The organism is Spiroplasma endosymbiont of Stenodema calcarata (genome assembly GCF_964031205.1).
Classification (GTDB): domain Bacteria; phylum Bacillota_I; class Bacilli_A; order Mycoplasmatales; family Mycoplasmataceae; genus Spiroplasma.
Genome location: NZ_OZ035018.1, coordinates 152171 through 177440 on the forward strand (window position 1 = coordinate 152171; position 25270 = coordinate 177440).

The 25270-nt window shown below is 27.9% G+C and carries 26 protein-coding genes; 25 read left to right on the forward strand and 1 reads right to left on the reverse strand.

Annotated elements, in window-relative coordinates; translation table 4 throughout:
• Position 1 precedes the first annotated feature (1 nt).
• The 22 genes from ACQH24_RS00785 (at position 2) to ACQH24_RS00890 (ending at position 21369) form a co-directional block, all read left to right on the forward strand.
• Complete coding sequence (locus tag ACQH24_RS00785) at positions 2–265, forward strand: FoF1 ATP synthase subunit delta/epsilon (protein WP_425380157.1); 264 nt, start codon at positions 2–4, stop codon at positions 263–265.
• Between the two features lie 99 nt (positions 266–364).
• Positions 365–1195: a Cof-type HAD-IIB family hydrolase gene (locus ACQH24_RS00790; RefSeq protein ID WP_425380158.1), complete on the forward strand. Its 831-nt coding sequence runs from the start codon at positions 365–367 to the stop codon at positions 1193–1195.
• 14 nt (positions 1196–1209) lie between these two features.
• Positions 1210–2061 (forward strand): HAD-IIB family hydrolase, encoded by an 852-nt coding sequence (locus ACQH24_RS00795; RefSeq protein WP_425380159.1) that lies wholly within the window; start codon positions 1210–1212, stop codon positions 2059–2061.
• 85 nt (positions 2062–2146) lie between these two features.
• Positions 2147–2443, forward strand: coding sequence for a preprotein translocase subunit SecG (secG, locus tag ACQH24_RS00800; protein ID WP_425380160.1), 297 nt, complete (start codon positions 2147–2149; stop codon positions 2441–2443).
• A 76-nt stretch (positions 2444–2519) separates the two neighbouring features.
• The gene (rnr, locus tag ACQH24_RS00805; protein WP_425380161.1) at positions 2520–4637 is read left to right on the forward strand and encodes a ribonuclease R; all 2118 of its coding nucleotides are present in this window, start codon (positions 2520–2522) and stop codon (positions 4635–4637) included.
• Between the two features lie 11 nt (positions 4638–4648).
• Positions 4649–5086, forward strand: coding sequence for an SsrA-binding protein SmpB (smpB, locus tag ACQH24_RS00810; protein WP_425380671.1), 438 nt, complete (start codon positions 4649–4651; stop codon positions 5084–5086).
• 393 nt (positions 5087–5479) lie between these two features.
• The gene (locus ACQH24_RS00815; protein ID WP_425380162.1) at positions 5480–6667 is read left to right on the forward strand and encodes a lipoprotein; all 1188 of its coding nucleotides are present in this window, start codon (positions 5480–5482) and stop codon (positions 6665–6667) included.
• A gap of 106 nt (positions 6668–6773) precedes the next feature.
• Complete coding sequence (locus tag ACQH24_RS00820; protein ID WP_425380163.1) at positions 6774–7169, forward strand: hypothetical protein; 396 nt, start codon at positions 6774–6776, stop codon at positions 7167–7169.
• 273 nt (positions 7170–7442) lie between these two features.
• Complete coding sequence (locus ACQH24_RS00825; RefSeq protein ID WP_425380164.1) at positions 7443–8201, forward strand: hypothetical protein; 759 nt, start codon at positions 7443–7445, stop codon at positions 8199–8201.
• A gap of 100 nt (positions 8202–8301) precedes the next feature.
• Entirely contained in the window at positions 8302–9150 is an 849-nt protein-coding gene (locus tag ACQH24_RS00830; RefSeq protein ID WP_425380165.1) for an alcohol dehydrogenase catalytic domain-containing protein, read from the forward strand.
• 181 nt (positions 9151–9331) lie between these two features.
• Positions 9332–10318 carry a signal recognition particle-docking protein FtsY gene (ftsY, locus tag ACQH24_RS00835; RefSeq protein ID WP_425380166.1) on the forward strand — a complete coding sequence of 329 codons (987 nt, stop codon included), beginning with the start codon at positions 9332–9334 and terminating at the stop codon, positions 10316–10318.
• A complete protein-coding gene (gene ylxM / locus ACQH24_RS00840) occupies positions 10318–10638 on the forward strand; it encodes a YlxM family DNA-binding protein (RefSeq protein ID WP_425380167.1) in 321 nt (106 codons plus the stop codon). The genes ftsY and ylxM overlap by 1 nt, the downstream gene beginning before the upstream one ends.
• Positions 10639–10650: 12 nt before the next feature.
• Positions 10651–11451 carry a TIGR00282 family metallophosphoesterase gene (locus ACQH24_RS00845; protein WP_425380168.1) on the forward strand — a complete coding sequence of 267 codons (801 nt, stop codon included), beginning with the start codon at positions 10651–10653 and terminating at the stop codon, positions 11449–11451.
• A gap of 94 nt (positions 11452–11545) precedes the next feature.
• The gene (locus tag ACQH24_RS00850; RefSeq protein WP_425380169.1) at positions 11546–12412 is read left to right on the forward strand and encodes a hypothetical protein; all 867 of its coding nucleotides are present in this window, start codon (positions 11546–11548) and stop codon (positions 12410–12412) included.
• 255 nt (positions 12413–12667) lie between these two features.
• Positions 12668–13819 carry a methionine adenosyltransferase gene (gene metK, locus ACQH24_RS00855; protein WP_425380170.1) on the forward strand — a complete coding sequence of 384 codons (1152 nt, stop codon included), beginning with the start codon at positions 12668–12670 and terminating at the stop codon, positions 13817–13819.
• Positions 13820–13874: 55 nt separating this feature from the next.
• Positions 13875–14696, forward strand: a complete 822-nt coding sequence (locus tag ACQH24_RS00860) for an HAD family hydrolase (RefSeq protein WP_425380171.1) — start codon at positions 13875–13877, stop codon at positions 14694–14696.
• A 114-nt stretch (positions 14697–14810) separates the two neighbouring features.
• Positions 14811–15344 carry a helix-turn-helix domain-containing protein gene (locus ACQH24_RS00865; RefSeq protein WP_425380172.1) on the forward strand — a complete coding sequence of 178 codons (534 nt, stop codon included), beginning with the start codon at positions 14811–14813 and terminating at the stop codon, positions 15342–15344.
• A gap of 29 nt (positions 15345–15373) precedes the next feature.
• The gene (potA, locus tag ACQH24_RS00870; protein WP_425380173.1) at positions 15374–16426 is read left to right on the forward strand and encodes a spermidine/putrescine ABC transporter ATP-binding protein; all 1053 of its coding nucleotides are present in this window, start codon (positions 15374–15376) and stop codon (positions 16424–16426) included.
• 12 nt (positions 16427–16438) lie between these two features.
• Positions 16439–17407: a spermidine/putrescine ABC transporter permease gene (gene potB / locus ACQH24_RS00875; RefSeq protein ID WP_425380174.1), complete on the forward strand. Its 969-nt coding sequence runs from the start codon at positions 16439–16441 to the stop codon at positions 17405–17407.
• Complete coding sequence (locus tag ACQH24_RS00880; protein WP_425380175.1) at positions 17391–20000, forward strand: ABC transporter permease subunit; 2610 nt, start codon at positions 17391–17393, stop codon at positions 19998–20000. The genes potB and ACQH24_RS00880 overlap by 17 nt, the downstream gene beginning before the upstream one ends.
• Before the next feature lie 69 nt (positions 20001–20069).
• Positions 20070–20633 carry a hypothetical protein gene (locus ACQH24_RS00885; RefSeq protein WP_425380176.1) on the forward strand — a complete coding sequence of 188 codons (564 nt, stop codon included), beginning with the start codon at positions 20070–20072 and terminating at the stop codon, positions 20631–20633.
• Between the two features lie 130 nt (positions 20634–20763).
• Positions 20764–21369, forward strand: a complete 606-nt coding sequence (locus ACQH24_RS00890) for a ComEC/Rec2 family competence protein (RefSeq protein WP_425380177.1) — start codon at positions 20764–20766, stop codon at positions 21367–21369.
• A gap of 1 nt (position 21370) precedes the next feature.
• Here ACQH24_RS00890 and ACQH24_RS00895 read toward each other — a convergent pair whose 3' ends face one another.
• Complete coding sequence (locus tag ACQH24_RS00895; RefSeq protein ID WP_425380178.1) at positions 21371–21541, reverse strand: hypothetical protein; 171 nt, start codon at positions 21539–21541, stop codon at positions 21371–21373.
• Between the two features lie 142 nt (positions 21542–21683).
• Between ACQH24_RS00895 and ACQH24_RS00900 the strand changes: the two genes are divergently transcribed.
• The 3 genes from ACQH24_RS00900 to ACQH24_RS00910 all read left to right on the forward strand — a co-directional run bounded on the left by ACQH24_RS00900 (position 21684) and on the right by ACQH24_RS00910 (position 25222).
• A complete protein-coding gene (locus ACQH24_RS00900) occupies positions 21684–22676 on the forward strand; it encodes a ComEC/Rec2 family competence protein (protein WP_425380179.1) in 993 nt (330 codons plus the stop codon).
• A gap of 66 nt (positions 22677–22742) precedes the next feature.
• Complete coding sequence (holA, locus tag ACQH24_RS00905; RefSeq protein WP_425380180.1) at positions 22743–23708, forward strand: DNA polymerase III subunit delta; 966 nt, start codon at positions 22743–22745, stop codon at positions 23706–23708.
• A 29-nt stretch (positions 23709–23737) separates the two neighbouring features.
• The gene (locus tag ACQH24_RS00910) at positions 23738–25222 is read left to right on the forward strand and encodes a hypothetical protein (protein ID WP_425380181.1); all 1485 of its coding nucleotides are present in this window, start codon (positions 23738–23740) and stop codon (positions 25220–25222) included.
• The last annotated feature ends 48 nt before the right edge of the window (positions 25223–25270 follow it).

Genomic DNA, 25270 nt, shown 5'->3' on the forward strand with positions numbered 1-25270 from the left:
GATGGCTAATCAAATTGATTTAAAAATTATTACTCCGCAAGGGGTCATCGTTGATAACCCAGTTGATATTGTAACGGTAAGAACAATTACTGGTTATATGGGAATTTTGTATGGCCATATCCCCGTTGTTTCAACCCTTGTTCCATCAGAAATGTCCTATAAAATTAATAATGAGGAACACAAATTAAACATTAGTGGTGGTATTTTACAAGTTGAACAAGAATTTGTTAAAATTCTAACTGATGAGGTTCAAGTTATTACTTAAATAAAAAAAATAAAATCTCTTTTTGAGATTTTTTATGTTAATTTATTATAAAAACACGATAAGATAATAAGTAACAAATAGTAGAAAGTAGGAATTCTTATGGCAGTAAAAATGATTGTTTGTGATATTGATGGGACATTAGTAACAGACCGCGAAAAAATAATTCCATTGGCCAATATAAGAGCATTACAAAAAGCACAAGATGCGGGTATTTTAGTAACAATTGCATCCGGGCGGGTAGCTAGTAGTTTACATGCTTATGCTATGGCGTTAGACATTATTGATAATTGCCCATATGTTGTTGGTAGCAATGGTGGGGCTGTTTTAAATTTAAAAACAAGGGAATATGTTTATGATGAAGTCGTTTCATATGAGGATACTTTATGAGCAATGACAATTGTCAAAGCATTTGGTTATGATTTTTATTTAGCACCACTTGATGAGCAGAAGGCTTATGTTTCACAGAAAAAAGTTGTTGTAGATGACCCTTTTTTACTAAGAAATAGTGGTATGAAAACAGAAATAATTAATTGAGACAAGATACCCCAAATGCGGAAAGTTGTTATTTCTTGTCATGATGAAGAAAAACAAAATTGATTACGTCAACAAATTGCTATTAGCCCAACCTTACGGACAGAAGTTACTGGTTATGGTTTTATTGAAATTATTCCGAAGAATGTTAATAAGTGGCAAGGAATTTTGCGCCTAATTGCAGCTTTGAAAGATAATGCGAATATTCATCTTGATTGAGATGAAATAATGTGTTTTGGTGATCAAATGAATGATTATGAAATGATTAAAAATGCAAAATATGGAATAGCACTAGCTAATGCAGTGCCACAATTAAAAGAAGTTGCAGTTGCTATTACTAACAAAGACAATAATGCGGCGGGGATTGCTGATTATCTTTATCAGACTATTTTAAAATAGAAAATGAGGTCCAAATGCTAAAAATTAATAATAATGAAATTAAGTTAATTGTAACTGATGTTGATGGAACATTGATTAATGATCAACAAGAGTTACAACCGATAGTCCAAAATAAATTAATTAGTTTACAAAAACAAGGTGTTTATGTTTCAATTGCATCGGGGCGGATGCCGTTGGGCTTTGATGACTATACAACAGCTTTAAAAATTAAGGATTATTCTCAGTATGTCATTGGTGCTAATGGTTCGTTAGTTTATGATGCAAGAAATAATAAGGTTGTGCGTAGTAATTTAATGTCTATTGATGATGTGCATATTGTTGTTGCGGTCTTATTAAAATACGAATGTGAATTTACAATTTCATATGAAAATGATGATAGTTTATATTGTGTGGGATCAAATCTTTTAAAATTAAAATCTAAAGCGGGGGCTTTTTTAGATGGTATGAAAAGAGCAAAACCATTTCAATTTAACGAAATTAAATGTACAAATAAAATTGTGGCTAAACATTCTTCAAAAATAGTTTTTCAAGAAATGTACCAAGAGTTGCGGGGAATGGAGCGGATAAATGTGGAACAATTATCTGATTATGGTTGTGATATTGTACATAGTAAGTCAAACAAAGGACAAGCAATTTTACATCTAATTAATATTTTAAATCAAACCCAAGCAGCAAATATTATGGTTGAAAATGTTTTATATTTTGGGGATAATTATAATGATCGTTCTGCTTTTGAAGTTTTGCCATATGCAATTGCGATGGAACATACGCCTTTAGCAATCGCACAATTAGCTTTTGATATTATGGGTAGTAATAATGCGTCCGGAATTTATCATTATTTAAATAAACTTGAGCAAAATAATTAAAAATTACCAATAAAAATGCTATAATTTCTTTAATATTATAGTATTATTAATAAGGACATAAATTAAGTTAGAGAGGACGGTCTTAATGAACCTATCAAGTATAATGCTTTTAGCAACTGATTCACAAACAGCAAATACAGTTATTTATGCTTTTGAAATTATAACATTAGTTGTGTCAATTATTATGATTATCATTGGTTTGTTGCAAAACAAAAAAGCCCAAACAGGATTAAGTGCTTTAAATGGTGGAAATGATGAATTATTTGCTAATAGTAAAGAAAGAGGATTAGACCGAACATTATCAATCTTTATGTTAAGTTTTGGTTCAACATTATTAATTGTTACACTATTGATATGTTTATTAACCAAAGTATTACTTTAAAAAGTAGGTTCCTAATAATCACATTAACTTTAAAGAGATTTAAAAATGTCTCTTTTTTCATTTAGGGGGAAGTTGTATGCATGAACAAATCATAACGATTTTAAAAAAACAGGCAAAACCACTGGATACAATTGAATTAGCACAACTATTAACAATTAATAATATTGAAGATAACAAAACAATGTTGAAAACTTTAGTCGAATTAGAAAACGATCATATTATTGCGATAACAGGTCACAATCAATTTTATTATTTAGATCCAAAACTTTATTTGCAAGGAGTTATTAGTGTTAATAAAAAAGGATTTGGTTTTGTTAAACTTGCTGATGGACAAGAAGAATATTTTGTTAAACAAGATGATTTAAATAATGCATTGGACCAAGATTCTGTTCTATTTATTTTAAAAAATCGTAAACATCCTAATAATGGCAGAAAAGATGAAGCACAAATTATTAAAGTTATCAAACGAAATAATGAATATGTTGTAGGAATTATTAAAAAGAATCGTAACGGTGAAAAGTATTTAGAAATTTTAAATAATAAATTAACCCAGTACCGCGCTGAAATTATTAATGTTAAAGAGGCGATTGAAAATACAATTATTAAAGGTACTATTGTTAATATTAATAATAAGACAAATTTAATGAAAGTTAAAATCACGGAAATTATTGGTAATGCTAATCAGATTGGCATTGATGTTTTAGCAGTTTTACATGAATTTAATGTACCCACTAAATTTAATGAACAGACTTTATATGAGGCTAATAAGATTAATCAAGACCTTGATGTACAAGCAGCGTTGCAAAATAAACGGCGCCGTGATTTACAAAATGAAATGTTTGTGACAATTGATGGCAATGATTCAAAAGATTTTGATGATGCCATTTTAGTTCAAAAAAATGCCAAAGGAAATTATTTATTATCTGTGGCGATTGCTGATGTTGCACATTATGTTCCGTTTAATAGTGCTCTTGATAAAGATGCTCTTGACCGCGGTTGCTCAGTTTACTTAATTGACCGGGTTGTTCCAATGTTACCAGAAAAATTAAGTAATGGGATTTGTTCGTTAAATCCTTTTGAGCCACGCTTAACTTTAACTTGTGAAATGGAAATTGATGAGCAAGGACATTTAGTTACTTCAAATATTTATGAGGCAGTTATCATTTCAAAAGGGCGCTTAACTTATGATGAAGTTAATAAGTTATTTCAAAATGAAAAAAATAATATTGCACCTGAATTGATGCCAATGCTTTTTCTAGCCCATCAACTGTATCAAGTTTTGCTAAAAAAGAAAGAGCGCGATGGTGTAATTGATTTTGACTTAGATGAACCAAAATTTATTGTTGACAAAAATGGTAAAATTAAAGAAATTATTACTCGTGAACGAGCAGATGCTGAAAAACTAATTGAAAGTTTTATGATTTGGGCTAACGAAACTGTTGCCGAAACAATTCATTGAATGGACTTACCTTTTGTTTATCGTGTGCATAATAAACCAAAGCCAAAAAAATTATTTGATTTGTACACCCAATTATCGTATTTAGGTTTAAATATTAAAGGAAAGATGGAAAATATTCATTCAAAAGATTTACAACAAATTTTAAATAAATTAAAGGATAAAGAAAATTTTAAAGTTATTTCGGCATTAGTTTTACGTAGTATGGAAAAAGCTAAGTATAGTCCAATTAATGATGGTCACTTTGGGTTAGCATCTTGATGTTATACGCATTTTACTTCGCCAATTCGTCGTTACCCTGATTTGCTTGTGCATCGGTTGTTGAAAGAATATTTATTTCAAGGTAAAGTTCAGGCGAATGAGTTAGAGCAAAGTCGTTCCGTGGTTAACCATTCTAGTGAGCAATCATCATTAGCAGAATTACGGGCAATGGAATGTGAACGTGAAGTTAATAAGATGAAAGAAGCAGAATATATGGAAGATAAAATTGGGTATCAATATGATGGAATTGTGGCTGGAGTAACTTCGTTTGGAATTTTTGTTGAGTTGTCAAATACAATTGAGGGATTAGTCCACATTACTGATTTGAAAGATGATTATTATCTTTTTGATCAAAAAAGTTTAAAATTAATTGGAGAACGAAAACGAAAAGAATATTTTTTAGGACAAAAATTACGAATACGTGTAAAAAAAGCAAGCAAGAAATTACGGCAAATTGATTTTGAATTAGTTAATTAGGCAAGGAGTTGATTACAATGTTAATAATTACAGTTAATAAAAGAGCCCGCTACAATTATGAAATTATTGAAACTTATGAAGCTGGGCTTGCTTTAACAGGAAGTGAAATTAAATCAATTCGGAATAATGATGCCTCAATTAATGAAGCATTTGTGATTATTCGAAAAAATGAAGCATTTGTGATTAATATGGTGGTTGCGCAGTATAAATTTTCAACAGCTTATATTCCTGACCCTGATCGAACAAGAAAACTTCTTTTGCATAAAAAAGAAATTAAAAAAATTTTTCAACGAATAAAATTAGAACGATTAACGATGGTTCCATTAAAGTTGTATTTAAAAAATAATTATGCTAAATTAGAAATTGCATTAGTTCGTGGGAAAAAGAATTATGATAAGCGTGAATTAATTAAGCAACGTGATAATGAACGATTACGGCACAAGCGCTAAATAAAAGTGTTAAGGGGAACCTTCTTATGAATTTGCATTGTAAAAAAGATTTCAAACTTGTTTTGACGAAGTATTAATCAAACTGAAAATTTTAAATTATTCCTTAACAAGAGTAGTAAATATTTTAATAAATATCGAATGAAATCAAGTAAAAAACAGTCCAATAAATTTGGTAAAAATCTTTTATCAGAAAATTGATTTTATTATCTAACTATTGAATGAATCCATCGCAAAAGAAATGATATCTTGATGAAATTTTTAGTATAGTGGGAGTAGACAAAAAGGCAAGAAGTAATTACCAGTAATATAGTTAACTTTTGCTTTTTTTTTTTTTTTTTAATTTATTATATAATTAAATAAAGCAAAAAGCTTGATAGGGGAGAAAAGTTTATTATGAAAAAGTTACTTAGTTTATTAGGAGTTTTTTCGTTGACAGTAACTAGTGCAACGGCTGTTGTTAGTTGTAAACCAAATTCAAAAGAGGAGCCTGATGATAATAGCCAACATACTAATATCTTATTAGAACTAAAACAAAAAGCAGAAAGTAAAATTAAGAATTTACTAAAAAGTTATTTGTATTTTGATTCAAAACAAAATCCATTGTTAGCAAATTTATACAATAAAGTGAATGAGAACGATCAAAACTATGAATTGACTGCTGCGGTTGATCACGAATATATTGTCTTTTTTAATCAAATTTTACAAAAAGTTGTTATTGTCGTTAATGCTGATTTAAGAGAAGAATATTCTAATTATTATTTAAATTCGGTGCCAATTACTTTAGAAAATGAGAAGATTAATGGTAGGGTTAATTATGTTGATTTAGCAAAAATTAAAACACAATTTCCGGCCGCAGATATATCAGATTTGCAAGCAGTGGGAATTTTATTTTCCGCAATAATTACAATTCAGTTTAAAAATTTAACATCGCATGCTTGAATTGGTGATAAATTTGAAGTTACTAATAATGTTCCGTTATATCAAAGTGTTCAGAAATTAGTGTCACATAATGTTTTAAATGTTTTACAGAAAAATATTTTTAATACAATTAAAGCAATTGTGCTTGATAAGGATACAAAATATTTTAAAGAATTATATGATGAGTTTAATATTAATTATAGTAAGGATAACAGTGTTCTTGGTCAAAAATTGCAAGATTATTTTGATAGTGTAATTAAAGGCAATGCTGAATTACAACCTTATCAAATGACATTTAATGACAATGTTGATGTTATTACAACAATCAGTACGGAATTTGATAATTTTCAAATTAGTGATAATAAGGCTGGGGTAGTTTTTTTCAAGTATCTGAATGGTAAAAATATTTTCGAAATAAGTGAAGCCCAAGCAACTGATTTTGTTGAATATTATCAAACTGAAATCTTACCAGATTTTAAGATTGAAGATAATAATATTGTTTTAGGTCAATTTAAGATTAATTTAGAATATTTTAATATTTTGGGTTTAAAATTAGTAAATAATGATTCGGAGCAAAATAATATTAATATTTTAATTTCAAAACCAGGATTTACCACAAAGTTAAATAATTTCGGTAATTTAATTATTAATTATTTTGTATAATGTACGATGAAGCTCCAAAAAACAACCCTAACAAGAGTTGTTTTTTGGAGCTTCATCGTACATTATACATTTTGAATATATTTGGATAAAATCAGAAAGAAATTTTATGAAAGATTATTTAACACAAACATCTTATCATTACTGGTTTAATTGATCTGTCTATAATATATCATTTGCAGAACTTAGACCGTTAGAAAAACCAGATGGTTTTCGTTTTAGTGATGTCTCAAAATTAATTTTAATAAATTTTAAAACATGACTTAATAAAAATGAAAAGAGTATGGAAGATTTTGATTTGTTTTCTGTTGGACTTTTGAATGGCCAAGATCAATTATGATATAATAATAAAAAACTAATTCCAGAACATAATCCTGGTCTTATATATTATGATATTGGCAAAACCAACTATTTTGGTTTTTGATTTGGTACAAATAGTCAAAATAGTATAAAATTTAATTTCTTTGATAAAGATAAAATGAATGGTATTCATATCAATACATAGTATAAAATTTAATTTTTTGATAATAATTTCTATAATAGGAATTTAGTTAAAACTTTGAAAGAAAACAAAAAAATTAGGATTTTATTCTTTTATTTTTAGTTTTAAAAGAGGTAATTCAAAAATATTTGTAATATTCCTTTTTTGTAGGATGAAGATAGAAGATTTATCTTTTTCTAAAATTAAAGCGCATTAGTTCTTTATTTAAGGACTTTCTTTTAGCCCCATTTTATAGTATAATTAATAGGGTAATTTTTATACTAAGGGGTAAATAAAATGATATGACAGCCAGAACAAACGATTGCAATATTAAAAGAATATGTTTATAGTAAAAATCGAATTGATGAATATCGCAATCGGGTTGCGTTATCTAATCTGCAATTGCCACCTTTTTATGTGAAAGAGAATAATAACCAATCAATTTCTTCAATTGTTGTTCGTTTTATTAATGAAAAAGAAATTAGAAAAACATATAATAAAGAAATTTGCCAGTGAATTGTTACTAGTTTAGAAGAAACGATTTTGAATTCATTAAAGATGGCAGAAAATATTGTTGGTATTCATCGCCATGAAGATATTTATTTAGCATTATATGAAGATGATGGTGATTTAAATTACTTAATTGAAATAATTAATTATATTAATACTACAGTTAAAATTATTAATTACACTTTATATGTACAAAATCAAACCGTAAAAGAAGTCAAAGTTGGGATTGGTATTGCCAATGATCCTTCAGAAGATAAAATTTATGACTTGGAAGACAATTTTTTGGTTCCATTTGATGATGGAATAAAAGATAGTGTTCAGTTGGCAGAAATGTATGCTGCGGAAGTCATTATGTTTAATAATTTACCAGTTTGTACTGATGCATGAATTTTTGTAAACTTGAGTGATGAGAACCAAGAATTAATTCGAAAAAACTCTCGTCAATATTTTAATATTAAAATGCCACATCAACGTTTATTTACAGATTTAGTTGATCCTAATGTTGCATTAGAAATTCAGCGTGGAACATTACAAGTCTCAGAATAAGTTTAAGCAATCTTGCAGATGCTAATTGAACTTATTCTTTTTTGTTTGATATTATTTTTATTTCGGTATAATCATAGGAGAATGAAAAGAGGATAAAAAAATGAAAGCATTAATTTTTCAAGGAAAAAACAAGATTGAATGAACGGAAACAATAGACCCAGTTATCATTGAACCAACAGATATTATTGTTAAAATTGAAGGATTTACTTTCTCGCATGCAGATTATCGGCCTTTTTTAGGAAAAGATGATAGTGTTGAACCTAACACAATTATGGGTCATGAAGGAGTTGGGATTATTACTGCTGTTGGTGGTAGTGTTATTAATCTTAAAGTTGGTGACCGTGTTGCCATTGGATGTATTATTCATTGTAATAATTGCCAGTGGTGTTTAAAAAAAGTTTTTGCAAAATGTGTTAATGGTGGTTTTATTTTGGGAACAAAAATTAATGGAACTCATGCCGAATATGTTCGGATCCCATATGGTGACAACAGTGTCGTAAAGATTTCTTCAACAATGAATTTGGCTGATGCATTAATGCTTAGTGATGTTTTACCGACAGCTTATGAAAATGTTATTAAAAAAGTTGATTTTAAAAATATTAATAACATTGCTATTATTGGTGATGGCCCAATTGGTCTTGCGATTCTCTTATTACTAAATAAATATCATAAGGAAGTTGATATTTATGGTCATCATAGTCAAAAATTAGATTATTTTAAAAAATTAGGAGCTCATAAGGGATATGATAGTACTAAGAGTAACCTTGATATTAAATATGATTTAGTGGTTGAATGTGTGTTGGTAATGATCGTGGAACATTTGAACAAGCGCAACAGATGGTTAATTTTAATGGTACAATTATTACAATTGGTGTTTTTAACAAACCTGTTGTCTTTAATTTACAACAATTATGGTATCAAAACATTACTGTCCATACCGGAATTTTAAATGTTTATACTCTTGATGAATTAGTTGCAAAAATTGTTGCAAAAGAAATTGCTCCAATGCAATTAGTAAAAAAACTTTTAATAAAAATCAAGTTATGGAAGCTTATGCAGCTTTTATGGATAAAAATATGTTTAAAATTATGGTGAAGTTATAACTAAAAATAGAATAGGATGAAATTAAAATGGTTTTTTTTCAAAAATTAAAAGCAAAACGTGAAGAAAAAAAACAACTTAAATTAGAAAAAGCATTACGAAAAACAAGGTTAACTTTTTCAAATGACATTAAAAAATTAGCCAATAAATACAAAGAATATGATGATCAATATTTAGAAGATTTACAATCAATTTTAATTGCTAGTGATATGGGAATGAATATGGTTTTGCAAATTATTAATCAAATCCGCAAGAAAGTACAAAGAGGATGGAGCATTGATGATACCAATGATTATTTGGTTGAAGTGATTATGGATTTATATAATGATCCTAAAAGTAAACAAAACCAATTAAATTTAAAAGATAAGCGCTTAAATGTCATTTTAATGGTTGGGGTTAATGGTGCTGGAAAAACAACAACGATTGCTAAAATAGCCAAACAATTGCTTGATCAAGGTAAAAAGATTCTATTAGTTGCTGGAGATACTTTCCGTGCTGGAGCAGTTGAACAATTAAATCAATGAGCAACTCGACTAAAGGTTAATATTGTAAAACCGGTCAAAGAAGGGCAAGATCCAGCTAGTGTAATTTATGATGGATTAGTAAAAGCAAAAGATGAAAAGGTTGATGTTATTTTAATTGATACTGCAGGGCGCTTACAAAATAAAGTTAATTTAATGAATGAATTAAATAAAATCAATCGAATTATTAAGCGAGAAATTCCTGATGCTCCGCATGAAACTTTATTAGTGATTGATGGTGTTACCGGTCAGAATGGAATTTCACAAGCAAAAAATTTCTCAGAAGTGGCAGACGTAACCGGAATAGTCTTAACCAAAATGGATGGAACTGCTAAGGGGGGTATTGTTTTAGCAATTAAAGATCAGCTGAACATTCCTGTCAAATTAATTGGCCTTGGAGAACAACCAGAAGATTTGCAAGAGTTTGATATTGAACAATATATTTATAATTTAACAAAAGATTTATTTAATCATGATGAAGTGGAAGCTGAATAATGAAAGATTTAGAAAAATCAAATGAATTAATTATTTTATATGAGTTATATAATTCGTTATTAACTTCAAAACAAATTGGATACTTTGAGTTATATTTTTTTGATGATTATTCGTTAAGTGAAATTGCTGGTCAAAAAAATGTATCACGTAATGCTGTATATGATTCATTATTAAAAATTACAAATACTTTGCATAAATTTGAAAATAACTTACAATTAGGTTATAAACAACAACAACGTGATATTGTTTACCAACAATTTGCTAAAATTAATGAATGTGCCCCGTTAATAAAAAAACTGCAAGAAATTGACAGTGACTAAGGAGAAACTCTAATGAAAATTTTAATGATTGGTGATATATATGGAAAAAATGGGCGGATAGCTGTTAACAAATATTTGCCCGTATTAGTAAAACGATATAAACTAGATTTAGTTATTGCTAATGGTGAAAATACAACCCATGGGAAGTCAATTTCAAAACATCATTACAATGAATTAAAATCATATGGTATTAATATTATTACTTCTGGTAATCATATTTTTCGTAATGCGGAAGTGTTAAATTATATTGAAGATGTTAATGATTTATTAAAACCAGCGAATATGAATTCATTTACGCCAGGAGCAGGAACCGTTGTAATTAAACTTAATAATAAGAAAATACGCATAACTAATTTAATAGGACGAAGTTTTATGGATCCGGTTGATAATCCCTATACTATTTTTGAAGAAATTATTACAAATGATGATAGTGCTTTACATTTTGTTGATTTTCATGCGGAAGCTAGTGCGGAGAAATTGGCTTTTGCGTGAAATTATGATGGTAATATTACTGCTTTTTTTGGAACACATACTCATGTGCAAACAGCGGATAATCGATTATTGCCAAAGGGAACAGCATATATTACCGATGTTGGGATGTGTGGTAGTTATAATTCAATTATTGGTGCTAATCCGAAAGAAGTTATTATTAAAGAAAAAACAGGGTTGCCAGTGCGATTTGAACCTGCAGAAAATGATAATCAATTGATTTTTTCGGCTGCTTTATTAGAAGTTGATGATAAAACGAATAAAGCAATTAAAATTGAACGGATTTTAATTCGTCCAGAAAATGAAATAGATTTTTTGAAATAAAAAAGGAGAATTTTAAGTGACTAATTTTATTAAAACCGACCTCATTATTATTCTTATTTGTACTATTTTAGGTATTTTTCTTTGTTGCTATTTATTGTCTCGATTTTACCGTTTTTTTAAGAAAAAAGCAAAATCAGGACAAACTCAGTTACCAGAGTATATTGCAAATAAACATTTTCTTACTGCGGATCAATATGAATTAAAAACATTAGGAACAGTTGCAAAGGATAGTGAATATATTATTTTAGCGGTACATGATTTATATGGCGCTAAAGAAAATTTTACCGGATTAGTTAATAATACCAAGTTATTAAACAATAAAATAAGTGTAATTACCTTTAACCAGCGAAATATTAAAGATAATGTGCCGGCTTTCATTAAGAATGTTGGTGTTTTAGTTAATGATATTTTTGATGTTATTATGGCATTAAAAAATAAGTATGAACAACAAAAAATAATTTTGTTACTGGAAGGATTTTCTAGTAGTTTAATTAGTTTGCTTTTAAAAAAGCAACCTGCAATTGCAAAAATTATCTTAGTCAATCCAGTTACTAATCAGAAGGGAATTCATTTTTCAATTAGTAGTAAAATTGGAATTGGGTTTGGGTTCATTTTTAATTTAAATAAATTACTTAAAATTCATATTGATTACCAAGTTTTGAGCGAAAATGATAGCTACAGTCAATTAATGTTGCAAAAAGAACAAACTTATTTTTTAAATCAAATTTTACAATTTAATTATTTAAATAAAAGACTTGTTAAACAGCTTAATAAAATAAAAATATCAACTTTAATTATTCAAACAGAAAATGACAAATTTTATAATGTTAGAAAGGCAACTTTAATTAATAATAAAATGATTAAAACTGTTAAGATGCTAGGAGCAAAGCATTATCTTTTTATTGATAAAAATATTGATGATAAAATCTTAACAGAAATTATTAATTTAGAGCAAAATTAGCTAATCTTAAGTTATAATAAATATGTTGTCAAGTAACAACATAAAACTTATTTCGAAGTGGTTAGTACGCTAAACGATGATCCACTAGCAACCCTATATTTAATTAGAAGGTGCTTTTAGCAGGGCAAGATAATATGCTACCAATAAGATTTATTAGTTATTGAATAAAGTTAACTATTAATTTAAGTGTAAACATATTGTTATTAATGCCACATTATTATAATGTGGTTTTATTTATTGTGAAGGAGAAAAGATATGAAAAAAGAGAAAATTTTATTTACTTCAGAATCAGTATCAGAAGGGCACCCTGACAAAATTTGTGATCAAATTTCTGATGCTGTTTTAGATGCTTGTTTACAGCAAGATCCGTTTTCACGAGTGGCTTGTGAATGTTTTATCACGACTAATCGAGTTATTATTGGTGGGGAAATTACAACAAAAGCTATTGTTGATTATACAGCAGTGGGACGAAAAGTGTTAAAAGAGATTGGTTATAATAATGCTGATTGAGGAATTGACTGAAAAACTTGTGAGATTGAAGTTTTAATTAAAACACAGTCCCCAGATATTTCCCGGGGAGTTGATAATTTCGGGGCGGGTGACCAGGGAATTATGTTTGGCTATGCAACAAATGAATCAGATAATTATATGCCGCTAGCTATTTCATTAGCTCATGCGTTAGTTAAGAGAGCAAGCATTTTACGAAAAAAGGGAATTTTTCAAGGGGCTCGTCCAGATATGAAATCACAGGTAACATTGGATTTAACAAATTCTAAAGATATTTTTATTGATACAATTTTAATGTCAATTCAGCATGATGAAGACATTGATGAAACTAAGTTTAAGGATTTTGTTATTACCGAAATTATGGTACCAGTTGTGAGGGACTTTAAAATGAATTTAGATTTCAAAGTCTTAATTAATCCAACGGGACGTTTTGTTATTGGTGGGCCAAAAGGTGATGCGGGTTTAACGGGACGAAAAATTATTGTTGATACCTATGGTGGTTATGCTCGCCATGGTGGTGGTGCTTTTTCTGGAAAGGACGGGACAAAAGTTGACCGTTCAGCTGCTTACATGGCACGCTATGTTGCAAAAAACATTGTAGCAGCAGGGTTAACGGAACGTTGTGAAATTCAGTTGTCTTATGCCATTGGTGTTGTTGAACCGATTTCAATTTTTGTTGAAACATTTGGTACAAACTTTGTTTCAAATGATATTATTTTAAAAGCTATTAAAGAAAATTTTGATTTCCGGCCACAAGCAATGATTGCCAAGTTAGAATTACAAAAACCAATTTACCAACAAACAGCAACTTATGGACATTTTGGTCGTTATCACAATGAATTGCCATGAGAAAAACTAGATAAATTTCAGACTTTAATAAAATATTTGTCAGTTTCCTAATTTTTAGATATATTTTAGTTATAATTAAAATACAGACAATAAGGAGAAAAACGCCATGGAATATAAGTTAATTGCGCTTGATTTAGATGGGACAACAGCTAGCCGCAATCGCATTTCAAAGCAAAATATTACTGCAATTAAATGAGCATTAGCAAATAATATTAAAGTTATTATTGCCACTGGTCGTAGTATTGGGGCAATTCGAAAAGTGGCAAAAAAATTAGGAATTATTGAATACAACATGCCAGTAATTAGTTTTAATGGTGGAGTAATTTATGATTTTACAAAAGAAAAAATTATTCAACAAAATGTTTTTACAAATGAAGAATTAATTACTATTTTTAATATGGCGAAGGAATATCAAATTCAATTATGAGCTTATTCTGTTGCAAATGATCGTTTAGCATATGTTAATACTAATCATAGTTTTATGGTGAAATGGATGAGTATGTATACCAAGCGTAAAAGAAGATTGGTAAAAGATCCTTACGATTTACGTGACGAAGCATATAAATTTGTTGTTAGTGGCAAAAAAGAAAATGTTTTAAAATTTAAAGCAAAAATTTTAGTCAAATATGAGTTTAATGTTTTTGATTGATCATATTTAACAAAAAAGAGTTTAAATTTAGAAATTAGTCCAAAGGGTAGTGACAAAAAAGATGCCTTAGAGTATCTTGCTAAAATATATAATATTCAACCATCAGAAGTTATTGCGATAGGAGATGGTTCAAATGATTATGAAATGTTGAAGTGAGCGGGGGTTGGTATTGCTGTTGGAAATGCCAAAGAACATATTAAAAATATTTCAGATGATACAACAGCGCATTACCGTCGGTCGGGTGTAGCTAAAGCAATTAAAAAATACTTTAAAAAATAAAAAATATCAAAAAACTCTTGATATTTTTTTTATATTCCATATAATTAACGTGGTTGTAATTTAAAACAAAAAGTTTAGTATAACTAAACAAAATTACAAAAAAGGAGGGGTGCCATGATATTAGGAGAGAGGATTAAATTGTTACGACAAAAAAATGATCTAACAATTGAAGAATTAGCTAATCGCTGTGAATTAACAAAGGGTTTTATTAGTCAACTTGAACGAGATATTTCTTCGCCTAGTATTGAAACTCTACAAAATATTTTAGAAGTTTTAGGCACCAATTTAGCAGATTTTTTTAAATCAGAAAAAAATAAAAAATTTGTTTATCAAGCAGAAGATCATTATGAAGTTGAGCAAGATAATTATCGAATTGAGTGATTAGTTCCAAATTCTCAAGCAAATGAGTTAGAACCAATTTTAATTCAGATTAAACCATATTGTGAGTCCGAACGGATTTTACCATTTGAAGGTGAGATTTTTGGTTATGTTTTGAAAGGGACAGTGATGGTTTATTCTGGGCAAAAAGCCCAAAAAGCAACGGCAAAAGATAGTTTTTATTTATATGGTAATAATCAGCATTATTTAAAAAATGAAACTTCAGATATCGCTGAAGTATTATGAATATCAACCCCACCAACATTTTAAGAGATGAAAAAAGAAAGGGAGGAAAGACATTGGAAAAAAATATTTTAGAGTTACGAAACATTTCAAAACAATATGATGGAAAAGTTGTTTTGAAAGGAATTAACTTGAACATTAAAGAAGGAGAATTTGTTACATTATTAGGACCATCGGGGTGTGGAAAAACTACCACATTAAGAATTATTGCTGGATTTGAACAACCAAATAGTGGGGAATTATTATTTTTGGGGAAAGACTATCTTAAAACACCAGTGCATAAAAGAGAAGTAAATACTGTTTTTCAAAATTATGCTTTATTTCCGCATTTAACTGTTTTTAATAATATTGCTTATGGTTTAAAAATTAAGCGAACAAAATATGATATTCTTGAAAAAGAAGTTAAAAAATTCCTTGATTTAGTAGGATTAGAAGGATTTGAAGATAAATCAGTTGAATTATTATCTGGAGGCCAACGACAACGGGTAGCATTAGCGCGGGCTTTAATTAATAAACCGAAAGTCTTATTATTAGATGAACCAATGGCGGCGTTAGATGTTAAATTACGTAAAAAAATGCAATCAGAATTAAAGGCTTTGCAAGAAGAAATTGGAATTACTTTTATTTTAGTAACACATGATCAAGAAGAAGCATTAACATTGTCTGATCGAATTATTGTATTAAATGATGGTGCCATCCAGCAAGTTGGAACACCAACGGAAATTTATAATGAACCAGAAAATATTTGGACAGCCCAATTTATTGGTGATTCAAATATTATTTCAAATGCAATTTTTCTAAAAGATAATTTTGTTGAATTTGATGGGAAGAGATTTGAATGTATTGATCGTGGTTTTGGCGAAAAAGAAGATCAAATTGATATTATGATTCGACCTGAAGATATTGATATTGTTCCAGTTGGAAAAGGATTTTTCACTGGGGTTGTAACTAGTGTTAATTTTAAAGGTGTACATTGAGAAATTGTTGTACAATGTAAAAATCGAAAATATTTAATTCATTCAACTGATAAGGTTGAAGAAGATAATAATGTTGATGTTTCATGAAACACTGAAGATATTCATGTTATGTGAAAAGAGATTGATGATTAAAAGGAGGAAATAATGGCAAACAAAGAAAAACCACCAGGAAAAATTAAAGCTTGATTTAGAAAACAAACTAGTCGAATCAAATCACTTAGTCAACATTTTACGGCATGATGTCGAACAAAATATCTTAACGCTTCTTATCAGGCAAAACAAAACAAATGATTTAAGCGAGGATTAAATCCAGTCTTGTGGCCTTATATCATTATTATGATTTTATTAATTGTTGTTCCATTATTAATTATTTTATTATATTCATTTATTCAACCAACGGGAAATAGTTTAGTTTTTGAAATTAATTTTAAAAATTTTATAATCTTTTTCTCAGAACGAAAATTTGTAATTGCATTATTTTTAGCGTTAGGATATTCGGTAGTTGCTGCGCTAATTGCGATTGTTATTGCGTATCCGGTTGCTTATTTAATGGCTTTTTGTAAGTCAAAATTATTATCGAAAAATATTTGAATTCTTGTAACATTACCAATTTGAATTAATATGTTATTAAAAATTATTGGATTACAAACCTTGTTTAATATGATTGCCCCAGGATTACTGGGAACGCCAATTTCAGTTGTAATAGGGATGGTATATGCTTTTTTACCATTTGTAATTCTACCAATTTATAATAGTTTAGACAAAATTGATAAATCATTAATCGAGGCTTCTAAAGATTTAGGAGCAAATGGATTTAAAACATTTTGAAAAGTTATTTTTCGCCAATCAATTCCAGGAATTATTGCAGGAGGAACGTTACTATTAGTTCAAGCGGCAACTTCACTAATTATTGTTAAATTTATGGGGAATGGGCGTATTAGTTTAATTGTTGATGTAATTGAATCATATTTCTTTAAAGGAGAAAACTTTGGAATTGGGGCAGCAATATCAGTTATCTTAGCAATTATTGTTTTTCTAATTATTGTTTTATCAAATTTATTATCAAGATATTTTGAAACAAGAAAGGGGCGTCGCAATGAAAAGATTTCTTAAATCATCTTATATGGCATTAATTATGTTATTTATTTATGCTCCAATTATGATTTTAATTTTATTTTCATTTAATAGTGGTGAAAGTATGAGCATCTTTAATGGCTTTTCTGATAGTTGATATAAACAACTTGCTAATGAACAACCATTTCTGCAAAGTATTATTGTCTCTGTTTTTACTGCCGTAATTGCAACAGCGATTTCAGTTGTGATTGGAACATTAGCAGCAATTGGACTAAGTCGTGCTCGCAAAATTACACAAAAAATGACTTTGTCAGTTACTAATATTCCTTTGATTAATGCTGATATTATTACAGCTGTTTCGTTAATGATGTTATTTATTGCTTTAGGAGCTAACTTTGGAATGCTTACCTTAGTATTGGCTCATATTTCATTTGATGTTCCTTATGTAATTATTACAATTTTGCCACGTTTACGAAAAGTGGATCAGAAATTACTTGAAGCATCATTAGACCTTGGAGCAAAACCATCACAAACATTACGAAAAATTATTTTACCAATTTTAAAACCAGCCATTATTGCTGCCGCAGCAATTGCTTTTGCGATGAGTTTTGATGATTTCATTATTTCATATTTTACAGGGGGAGATGATGTTAACGTTGCTACATTTATCTACACAATGAAACGAATCAAACCATTTATTAATGCCTTTGGAACAATTTGTATTGTAATTATTGCTTTTGTCATTATTGGTTGAAATGGTTGAAATATTTATAAAATTAATTACAATCGTTTCCGCCGGGAAATGTTAAAAGGAACATATAAGGATAAAGACATTATGCGTTATGAGATGAAATTGGCATTGTTTTATCATCAACTTAATAATCAAACATTTGAAAAAGAAAATCAAAAGGAACATTTACGTTGAAAGATTATTAAGTTAGAAAAAAAATATGAACAAACTTTGTTATGAATTAAAAATAAAAAGCAAACTTTTATTGAAAGACAAGAAATTAAAGAAAACATTACTAAGATATCACGGAAAAACTTCCGATGATTTGCCCGAAGTTGAAAACCAGCTTCGCTAGCAATTATTGCAGTAGGTTCAATTGCTTTATTAACTGGAGTATATATTAGTAATAATATTTATGATTTGGCAGTTGCCAACTGGGGAGGATATATTACTTCTGATTTAATTCCTAATTTTGAGAAAAAATATAATGTTAAAGTTAAATATAGTGTTTATGATAGTAATGAAACATTATATAACAAATTGTATACAACCCGTTATGATATTATGGTTCCAAGTGATTATATGGTTAATAAATTAGCACAAGAGGGACGCTTGGAAGAAATTGATTATCAAAAATTAAATGATGTTGATAAAAGCTTTAATATTATCAAACATAATTCAACATATAATGAAAATAGTTCTTGAAAAATTGGGAATAAGTATTTTAATGATGCAAATATTGATGTTGCTGCAGTACAAAAAATAAATCCAGAATTTTATCAAACTTGTGTTGCGACTTCAATTGATCCAACCCAGTCAAAATGTTTTAATAAAACATATGCGGCATCATTAAATAATGGTTTGTTAAATGTCTTAAATAAAAACGAAGTTAAAGTTGGTGCTGATTTGTCAGGACAGGATACTTCAGGCATTAAAACAATTGTAAATTATAGTTTACCTTATTTTTGAGGAGAAGTTTCATTGGTTGTTAATCCAACAAAAAGTAATTTAGACTTTTTACAAAATATTTTTGCCCAAGCAAATAAAAATTTGCCATCTGGAGTAACAGAAAAATTTGGTTATCACCGGTCAGAATGAGATTCTGAAGCAAAACGGGACCAAATTGTAATTAATGAAGTTAACCATAACAATGTTTATTCAAATGGAATTTCATGAGATATTCTGTGACAAGCAGCAGCAGCAAAAAAACGTGTTTTGGTTAATAATGACCCGCGAAATTTATTTATGCTAGCGAATGAAAAAAAATATTTTAAACCAGTTCCAGAAACAAATAGTCAAGTTGAATCAGATTATAATGAATTAACAACATTGCTAAAATATAATAATGTTGCTTTAATGAATGATGAATTACTTAATGCGGTTGGGGATGGAAACTTTGATTTTGCTTTTATGTATAATGGAGATGCGATATATGCTGACACATTATTTGCAAATAGTCATAAAGAAGCTAGTGGCACAAAATTAATTATCACTCGTCCACGGGCAACAACAGAGTGAACGCCACAAACAACAGAAGGAACCAATATTTGAAGTGACAATATGGTACTTGCAAAAAATTCTAACCATAAGGACTTAGCTTATAAGTTCATGAATTATGTTATTCAAAATTCAACAGCCCTAACTGAAGAAGCAAACTATACTTCACCTTATCAACAAGTAATGGATTATGAAAATGATTATAATTACTATAGTAATGGTAATGATCCTAATTCGGGAGCAATGGTTAACTATCGACGTGATTATGTCCCAGTGGCAAGATTTGATGAAAATCTGCAGCAGTATATTGCTAGTCCACAAATTTCAGATGGACCATTTATGCTAACTGATTTAGATGCCTATCTTCTAAATAAGTATAATATTTTAATTGCAGGAAAAAATTAGAGATTTTTATCTCTTTTTTTATTGCAAGGAAAATAAGAAGACAATGATTATATATTAATTTGAAAGTAGGTGATTTCAATTAAGAAGAAAGGATATTTTGCTTTTATAATATTATTTGGAATTTTAGTTACTTTAATTTATTTTTTATTTTCCTTACGAGCAAATAATGATCGTAGTGAGCCTATCGAAAAAGATCTTCGTCAATATAATTATAAAATAATTTTTATAAATAAATATAATTTACCATTAATTAATTCAAAAGTAATTCCACCGGCCTTTAATTTTTCTGCCGAAATGGTTGGTTGAACAATTGAAACAATTTTATTACATTATCGATTTAATTTTTCTGTTTTTACTCCAATTAATAAAAATACTTTGCAAAAAAAATATCATCAAATTACAACAATTGGTTTAATTCCGAAGCCACAATATATTAAGTGATACTCACGGCAGTTAGTAACGCCACAACTTTTGAATCAAGTTTTAGTTCCAAGTTTTCTCCAAACTGAAGTGATAAGAATTTTGCAAGATAAAATAAATTCTTCTGAAATTATTAGTACCAAATTACGTCAATATTTAAGTGGCAGTTATCTAAAATATTTTAATATTATTAGGTTCTTTTGTGTTTTTTAATTTAAAAAGCGGGTTCGATTTTTTTAAAAAAGAATATTTTATTTTAATTGGTGGAATAATTATTTTTAATTATTTGTTAATAATAAATAGTTATTATACTATTCTAGTTGTGTTTATTTTAGTTCTCATTTTGAATTGTCAACAACAAAAAATTTATTTATGAATATTAATTTTAGCAATTATTATCTCGGCATTTTTGTCTTATTATTTAGGGCAACCAAATCTTAATCAAAATGAAATTGTCACTGGGCAAATTCAAAAGAAAGGGCAAGGATATTATTATCTGCAAATTGGTTGGAAACAATATTTTTTAAAAACAAGTATTAATTTTGAAATTCATGATCAAGTATCCTTGCAAGGATATTATTCGGTAATCAATTCGTCACCTAATGTTTATGAATTAAATCTTTATTCGTGATTAAATGCCAATAATATTTTTTATCAATTTAATGTAACAAAAATAATCGAAGTTAAGATAGGGAATAGCCTTCTTGCTAAAATAACAATTTTCTTCAAGAATTATGATGATTTAACAAAAGACATGATTTATTTAATTCTCTTTGGTCAAAAATCACAATCAACAATTAATTTATATAATAATTTTGTTAAGTTGGGTGTCATTCATTTGTTAATTGTCTCGGGTTATCATATTAATATTTTATTTTATTTCTTAAATAAATTTTTTAATCGAATTTTTCGGCGAAAGTTTTATTATTTTTTTATTTGTATCTTTTAAACTATTCTTTTGCCAGTGTTAAAGCGGTTATTTTGCTAACCCTTTCTTTATTTAATGGACATTTTTTCCAAAAGAAATTATCACTTAATAAAATATGGGGGTTAAATGTTTTATTAGTATTATTATTTTTCCCGTATAGTTTTTTATCAAGTGGTTTTTGATATAGTTTCACCGTAACTTTATTTCTTTTTAATTTTCAATCTAAAATAAAACATTATTATTTTTATCAGAAATTATTTTATTATAATTTTATGTTTTTTATAATATTGCTTGGTTGAACAATGTACTTTAATTATTCGTTGAATTTTTCTAGTATGTTATTTAATCTTTTATTAACACCAATTTTAACGGTAGTTTATTTGTGCTCATTAATAATTATTTGATTACCCCCGGGTTATTTTATTTATCAATATTTTTATCTTTTGCTCCTTAATTATACTACTCTTTGCGTAAAAATTAATTTAATTTGATATGTTGGTAATGTTAATATTGGTTATATTGTCTTATATTATCTTATTTTATTAGGGGTTCTTAATAGTATTAAATTATGGAAGAAAATATTTGTATTTGTTTTAAGTTGTTATTTACTTTTTGGAAGTTTTCAAAATACTTTCTTTAATGTAAATTATTCAATAACAATGTTAAATGTTGGCAACGGCCAAACAATTGTTTTTCAAGATAATCGCAAATTGAAAACTGTTTTATATGATGTTGGTGTTGGGAAAGGGCGGTCGAAACAATTAGTAAGTAACTATTTGAAATGAGCAGGGGTCAATTGAATTGATGCTATTTTTGTTTCTCATCGCCATGATGACCATTATAATAATCTTCCAACTGTACAAAATAACTTTTTAGTTAAACAAACAATTCAAAATGATACTAACTTACAAAATATTTGATTTGGCGGGATGAAATTCGAGATCTTATCGCGAGCGGTTGCTAATGAGCAAGATGAAAATAACAATAGTTTAGTTGTTTTAGTTAAAATTAAGACTATTAATATTTTATTAACAGGAGACATTACACAAAAAATTGAACTAAGTTTATTAGATTATAATTGATCACCAGTTAATTTACTGCAAGTTGCCCATCATGGCTCAGCAACTAGTTCTAATTTTGCTTTTCTACAAAAGATAAAACCATTGGTTTGCTTTATATCGGGGGAAAAAACAAAACAACAAAATTATCCTGCGCCAATTGTTTTACAAAATTTGCAGGCTGTTAATTGTCAAATTTATTTTACGGGTCGAAAACAAAACTTGCAATTTAATATTGTTGCGAAGGAAACAATGATTAAATTATTTTAATTATTTACTTTTATGATAAGATTACTTTAACATAGTTTTTAGAACATTTTAAAGGAGTTTCAAAAGATGTTTTTAATATACGGGGAAGATGCTTTTTTGATCAAGATGCAAAAAAATAAGATTTTGAAAAAGATTAATCCAGATAATGAGTATGATTTACAAGAATATAACTATTTGGAAGATTCTTTACCAACAATTTTAAATGATGCTAATACAATTCCATTATTTTCTGAAAAAAGAATTATCATTATTAATGATAGCTATTTTATTACTGAAGAAAAAATTAGAGCAAAAGTTGATAATAAAGAATATTTAGCAAATTTAATGGAATATTTAACAATGCCCAATCCAAGTACTTTCATTATTTTCATTTGCCCAGTAAATAATATTAGTAATCGGCTAAAAGTAACAAAAAAAATGTTAGAATTAACTAGTGTTTTAAAAGCAACTAATTTATCATATAATGAATTAAAAAAATTTATTGACAATTATGTTACAAAAAATAATGGAATAATTAAGCAAAATTTAATTGATAAAATTATTGAATATTTACCAAATAATTTATATATTATTAAAAATGAATTAAAAAAATTACTTTTAATTGATAAGGTAATAACCGCTGATTTAATTGATAATAATATGACAAAATATTTGGATACAGATATTTTTAAATTAGTTGATGACTTATTAAAAAATGATTTAAATAGTTTTTTAATTAATTATCATTATTTACAAGAGCGAGGATTAAGCAGTATTGCCTTGTTAGCCTTAATTACTAATAGTGTCATTTTTACAAGAGATATTATTGTTTTATCAGCATTAAAAAAAACACCTTCCCAAATTGCTGAGATTCTTCAAATTCATCCTTTTCGTGTTAAAAAAATTGCAGAGCATATTCATCATTTTAGTATTGAAAAAGCAAATAATATTATTAAGGAATTATTTTGAATTGATTATAATATAAAAAAAGGTATAATAAGAAAAGAAATTAATAGTGATTTGTATTTAATTAAATTATTTGATATAAATTAATCTATAGCAAAGAAAGACGAGGGAAACAAATGAAAGAAAATAAATTATATGGCCATATAGTTTATACATTATACAATACATTCAACTATGATAATATTAAGGCGCAAGTCATAGTCAATCCGGAGTTTAAAAAATTAGTAATTCAACAAATTTCTAATTTATTAACATTGGAAAAAGAATTTGATGCAAGTCTAAACGATAATAAGTTTACCCTTTCATTTGCACAAGTCTTAGCTGATATTACCAAAAATTCAGAAACAATTGAAAAAATTGATGGAGCAACTTTTAATACATTGGATGAAGAATATGTGGAATTTGTTCAATATATTGTTCAAAATTTTGAAGTTGAAAAAAGCTATATTACCAGAGAAAATGTTATTACAAATGAACTAATTGATGCAACAGCTGATTTTACTGATGATAAAGCAATTGAAAATGTCCAAGATAAGTTAAAAATTAAGGCGAATGAAAATGAATTAAATCAACAAAAAGATCAATCGCCGGCAGGGACTGTTGGTGCTATTCCAATTGGGGCCGGAATGGGAACTAATTTTTCTAATCAGAATAATTTGGATATGTCACAAATGATGCAACAAATGGCCAATATGCCAATTCACCCCCGCTTAGATCCTCGTTTTTATTTTTATACTTCAAAGCCAAAATATATGCCACTTTTGAAAAAAGTTGTAGCTGGTTTTGTTATTTTAGGTTCAGCTTTGTTAGTGCTTTTATGATTTTTAAATTCATACTTAAATATTTATTTAAACACTAAAGTAATTATTTATACAATTCCGGGTACAAACCAATCAATTATTGTTGGTGGTGGTGTCGATAGTGCCTTACATAATGGGAATAATAATTTTAGTGAAGCAATTATTTTTGGTTCAAAATTTAAATTCTTATTAATGCAATCGGCGGGATTGCAAACATTTTCTGGTATTTTATCAATTTTTCCGGGAATTTTCTTAGGTTATGAATTATTAGGACAAAAACGTTTTAAACGAGATAATTATGTTGTTCGTTTTTGACCAGTATTGTTGTCAGTTGTTATTTTATTATATTCATCATTATCGTTAATCCAAGTTTTGTTGCCAAATACTGTTGAAAACTTTTTTAATAGTAGATCAGTTCCTGACAATGGTTATATTATTAAAGATGACCCTGATTTAAAAATTATGGGGGGATTATTGTTGCCAGATTCTGATTTAGCAGCAACAATTAAAAGCTTAGTTAATGAAGTCTATAGTAACACAACTTATCAAATTTTACGGGTTTTCACAATAATTTCAATGATTGTTGGTTTAATTGCTGGTATTATGGTTGCTATTTTAGCAGTATTAGCTCCTAAAATTGATCGTAATAAATTAATTCATGCTAATACAGAATATCAAAAAGCAGTGACAGCGATGATGAGCGGTCAAAAATATGAGATGGATCCAAATCTATTTGATGATGAATTTAAAGACAATAATGTTTTTGAAAAAGATGATTCAGGTCGTAATAAAGATAAATAAAATAAAAAAGTTTTCATAATTAATTATGAAAACTTTTTTATTTTAATA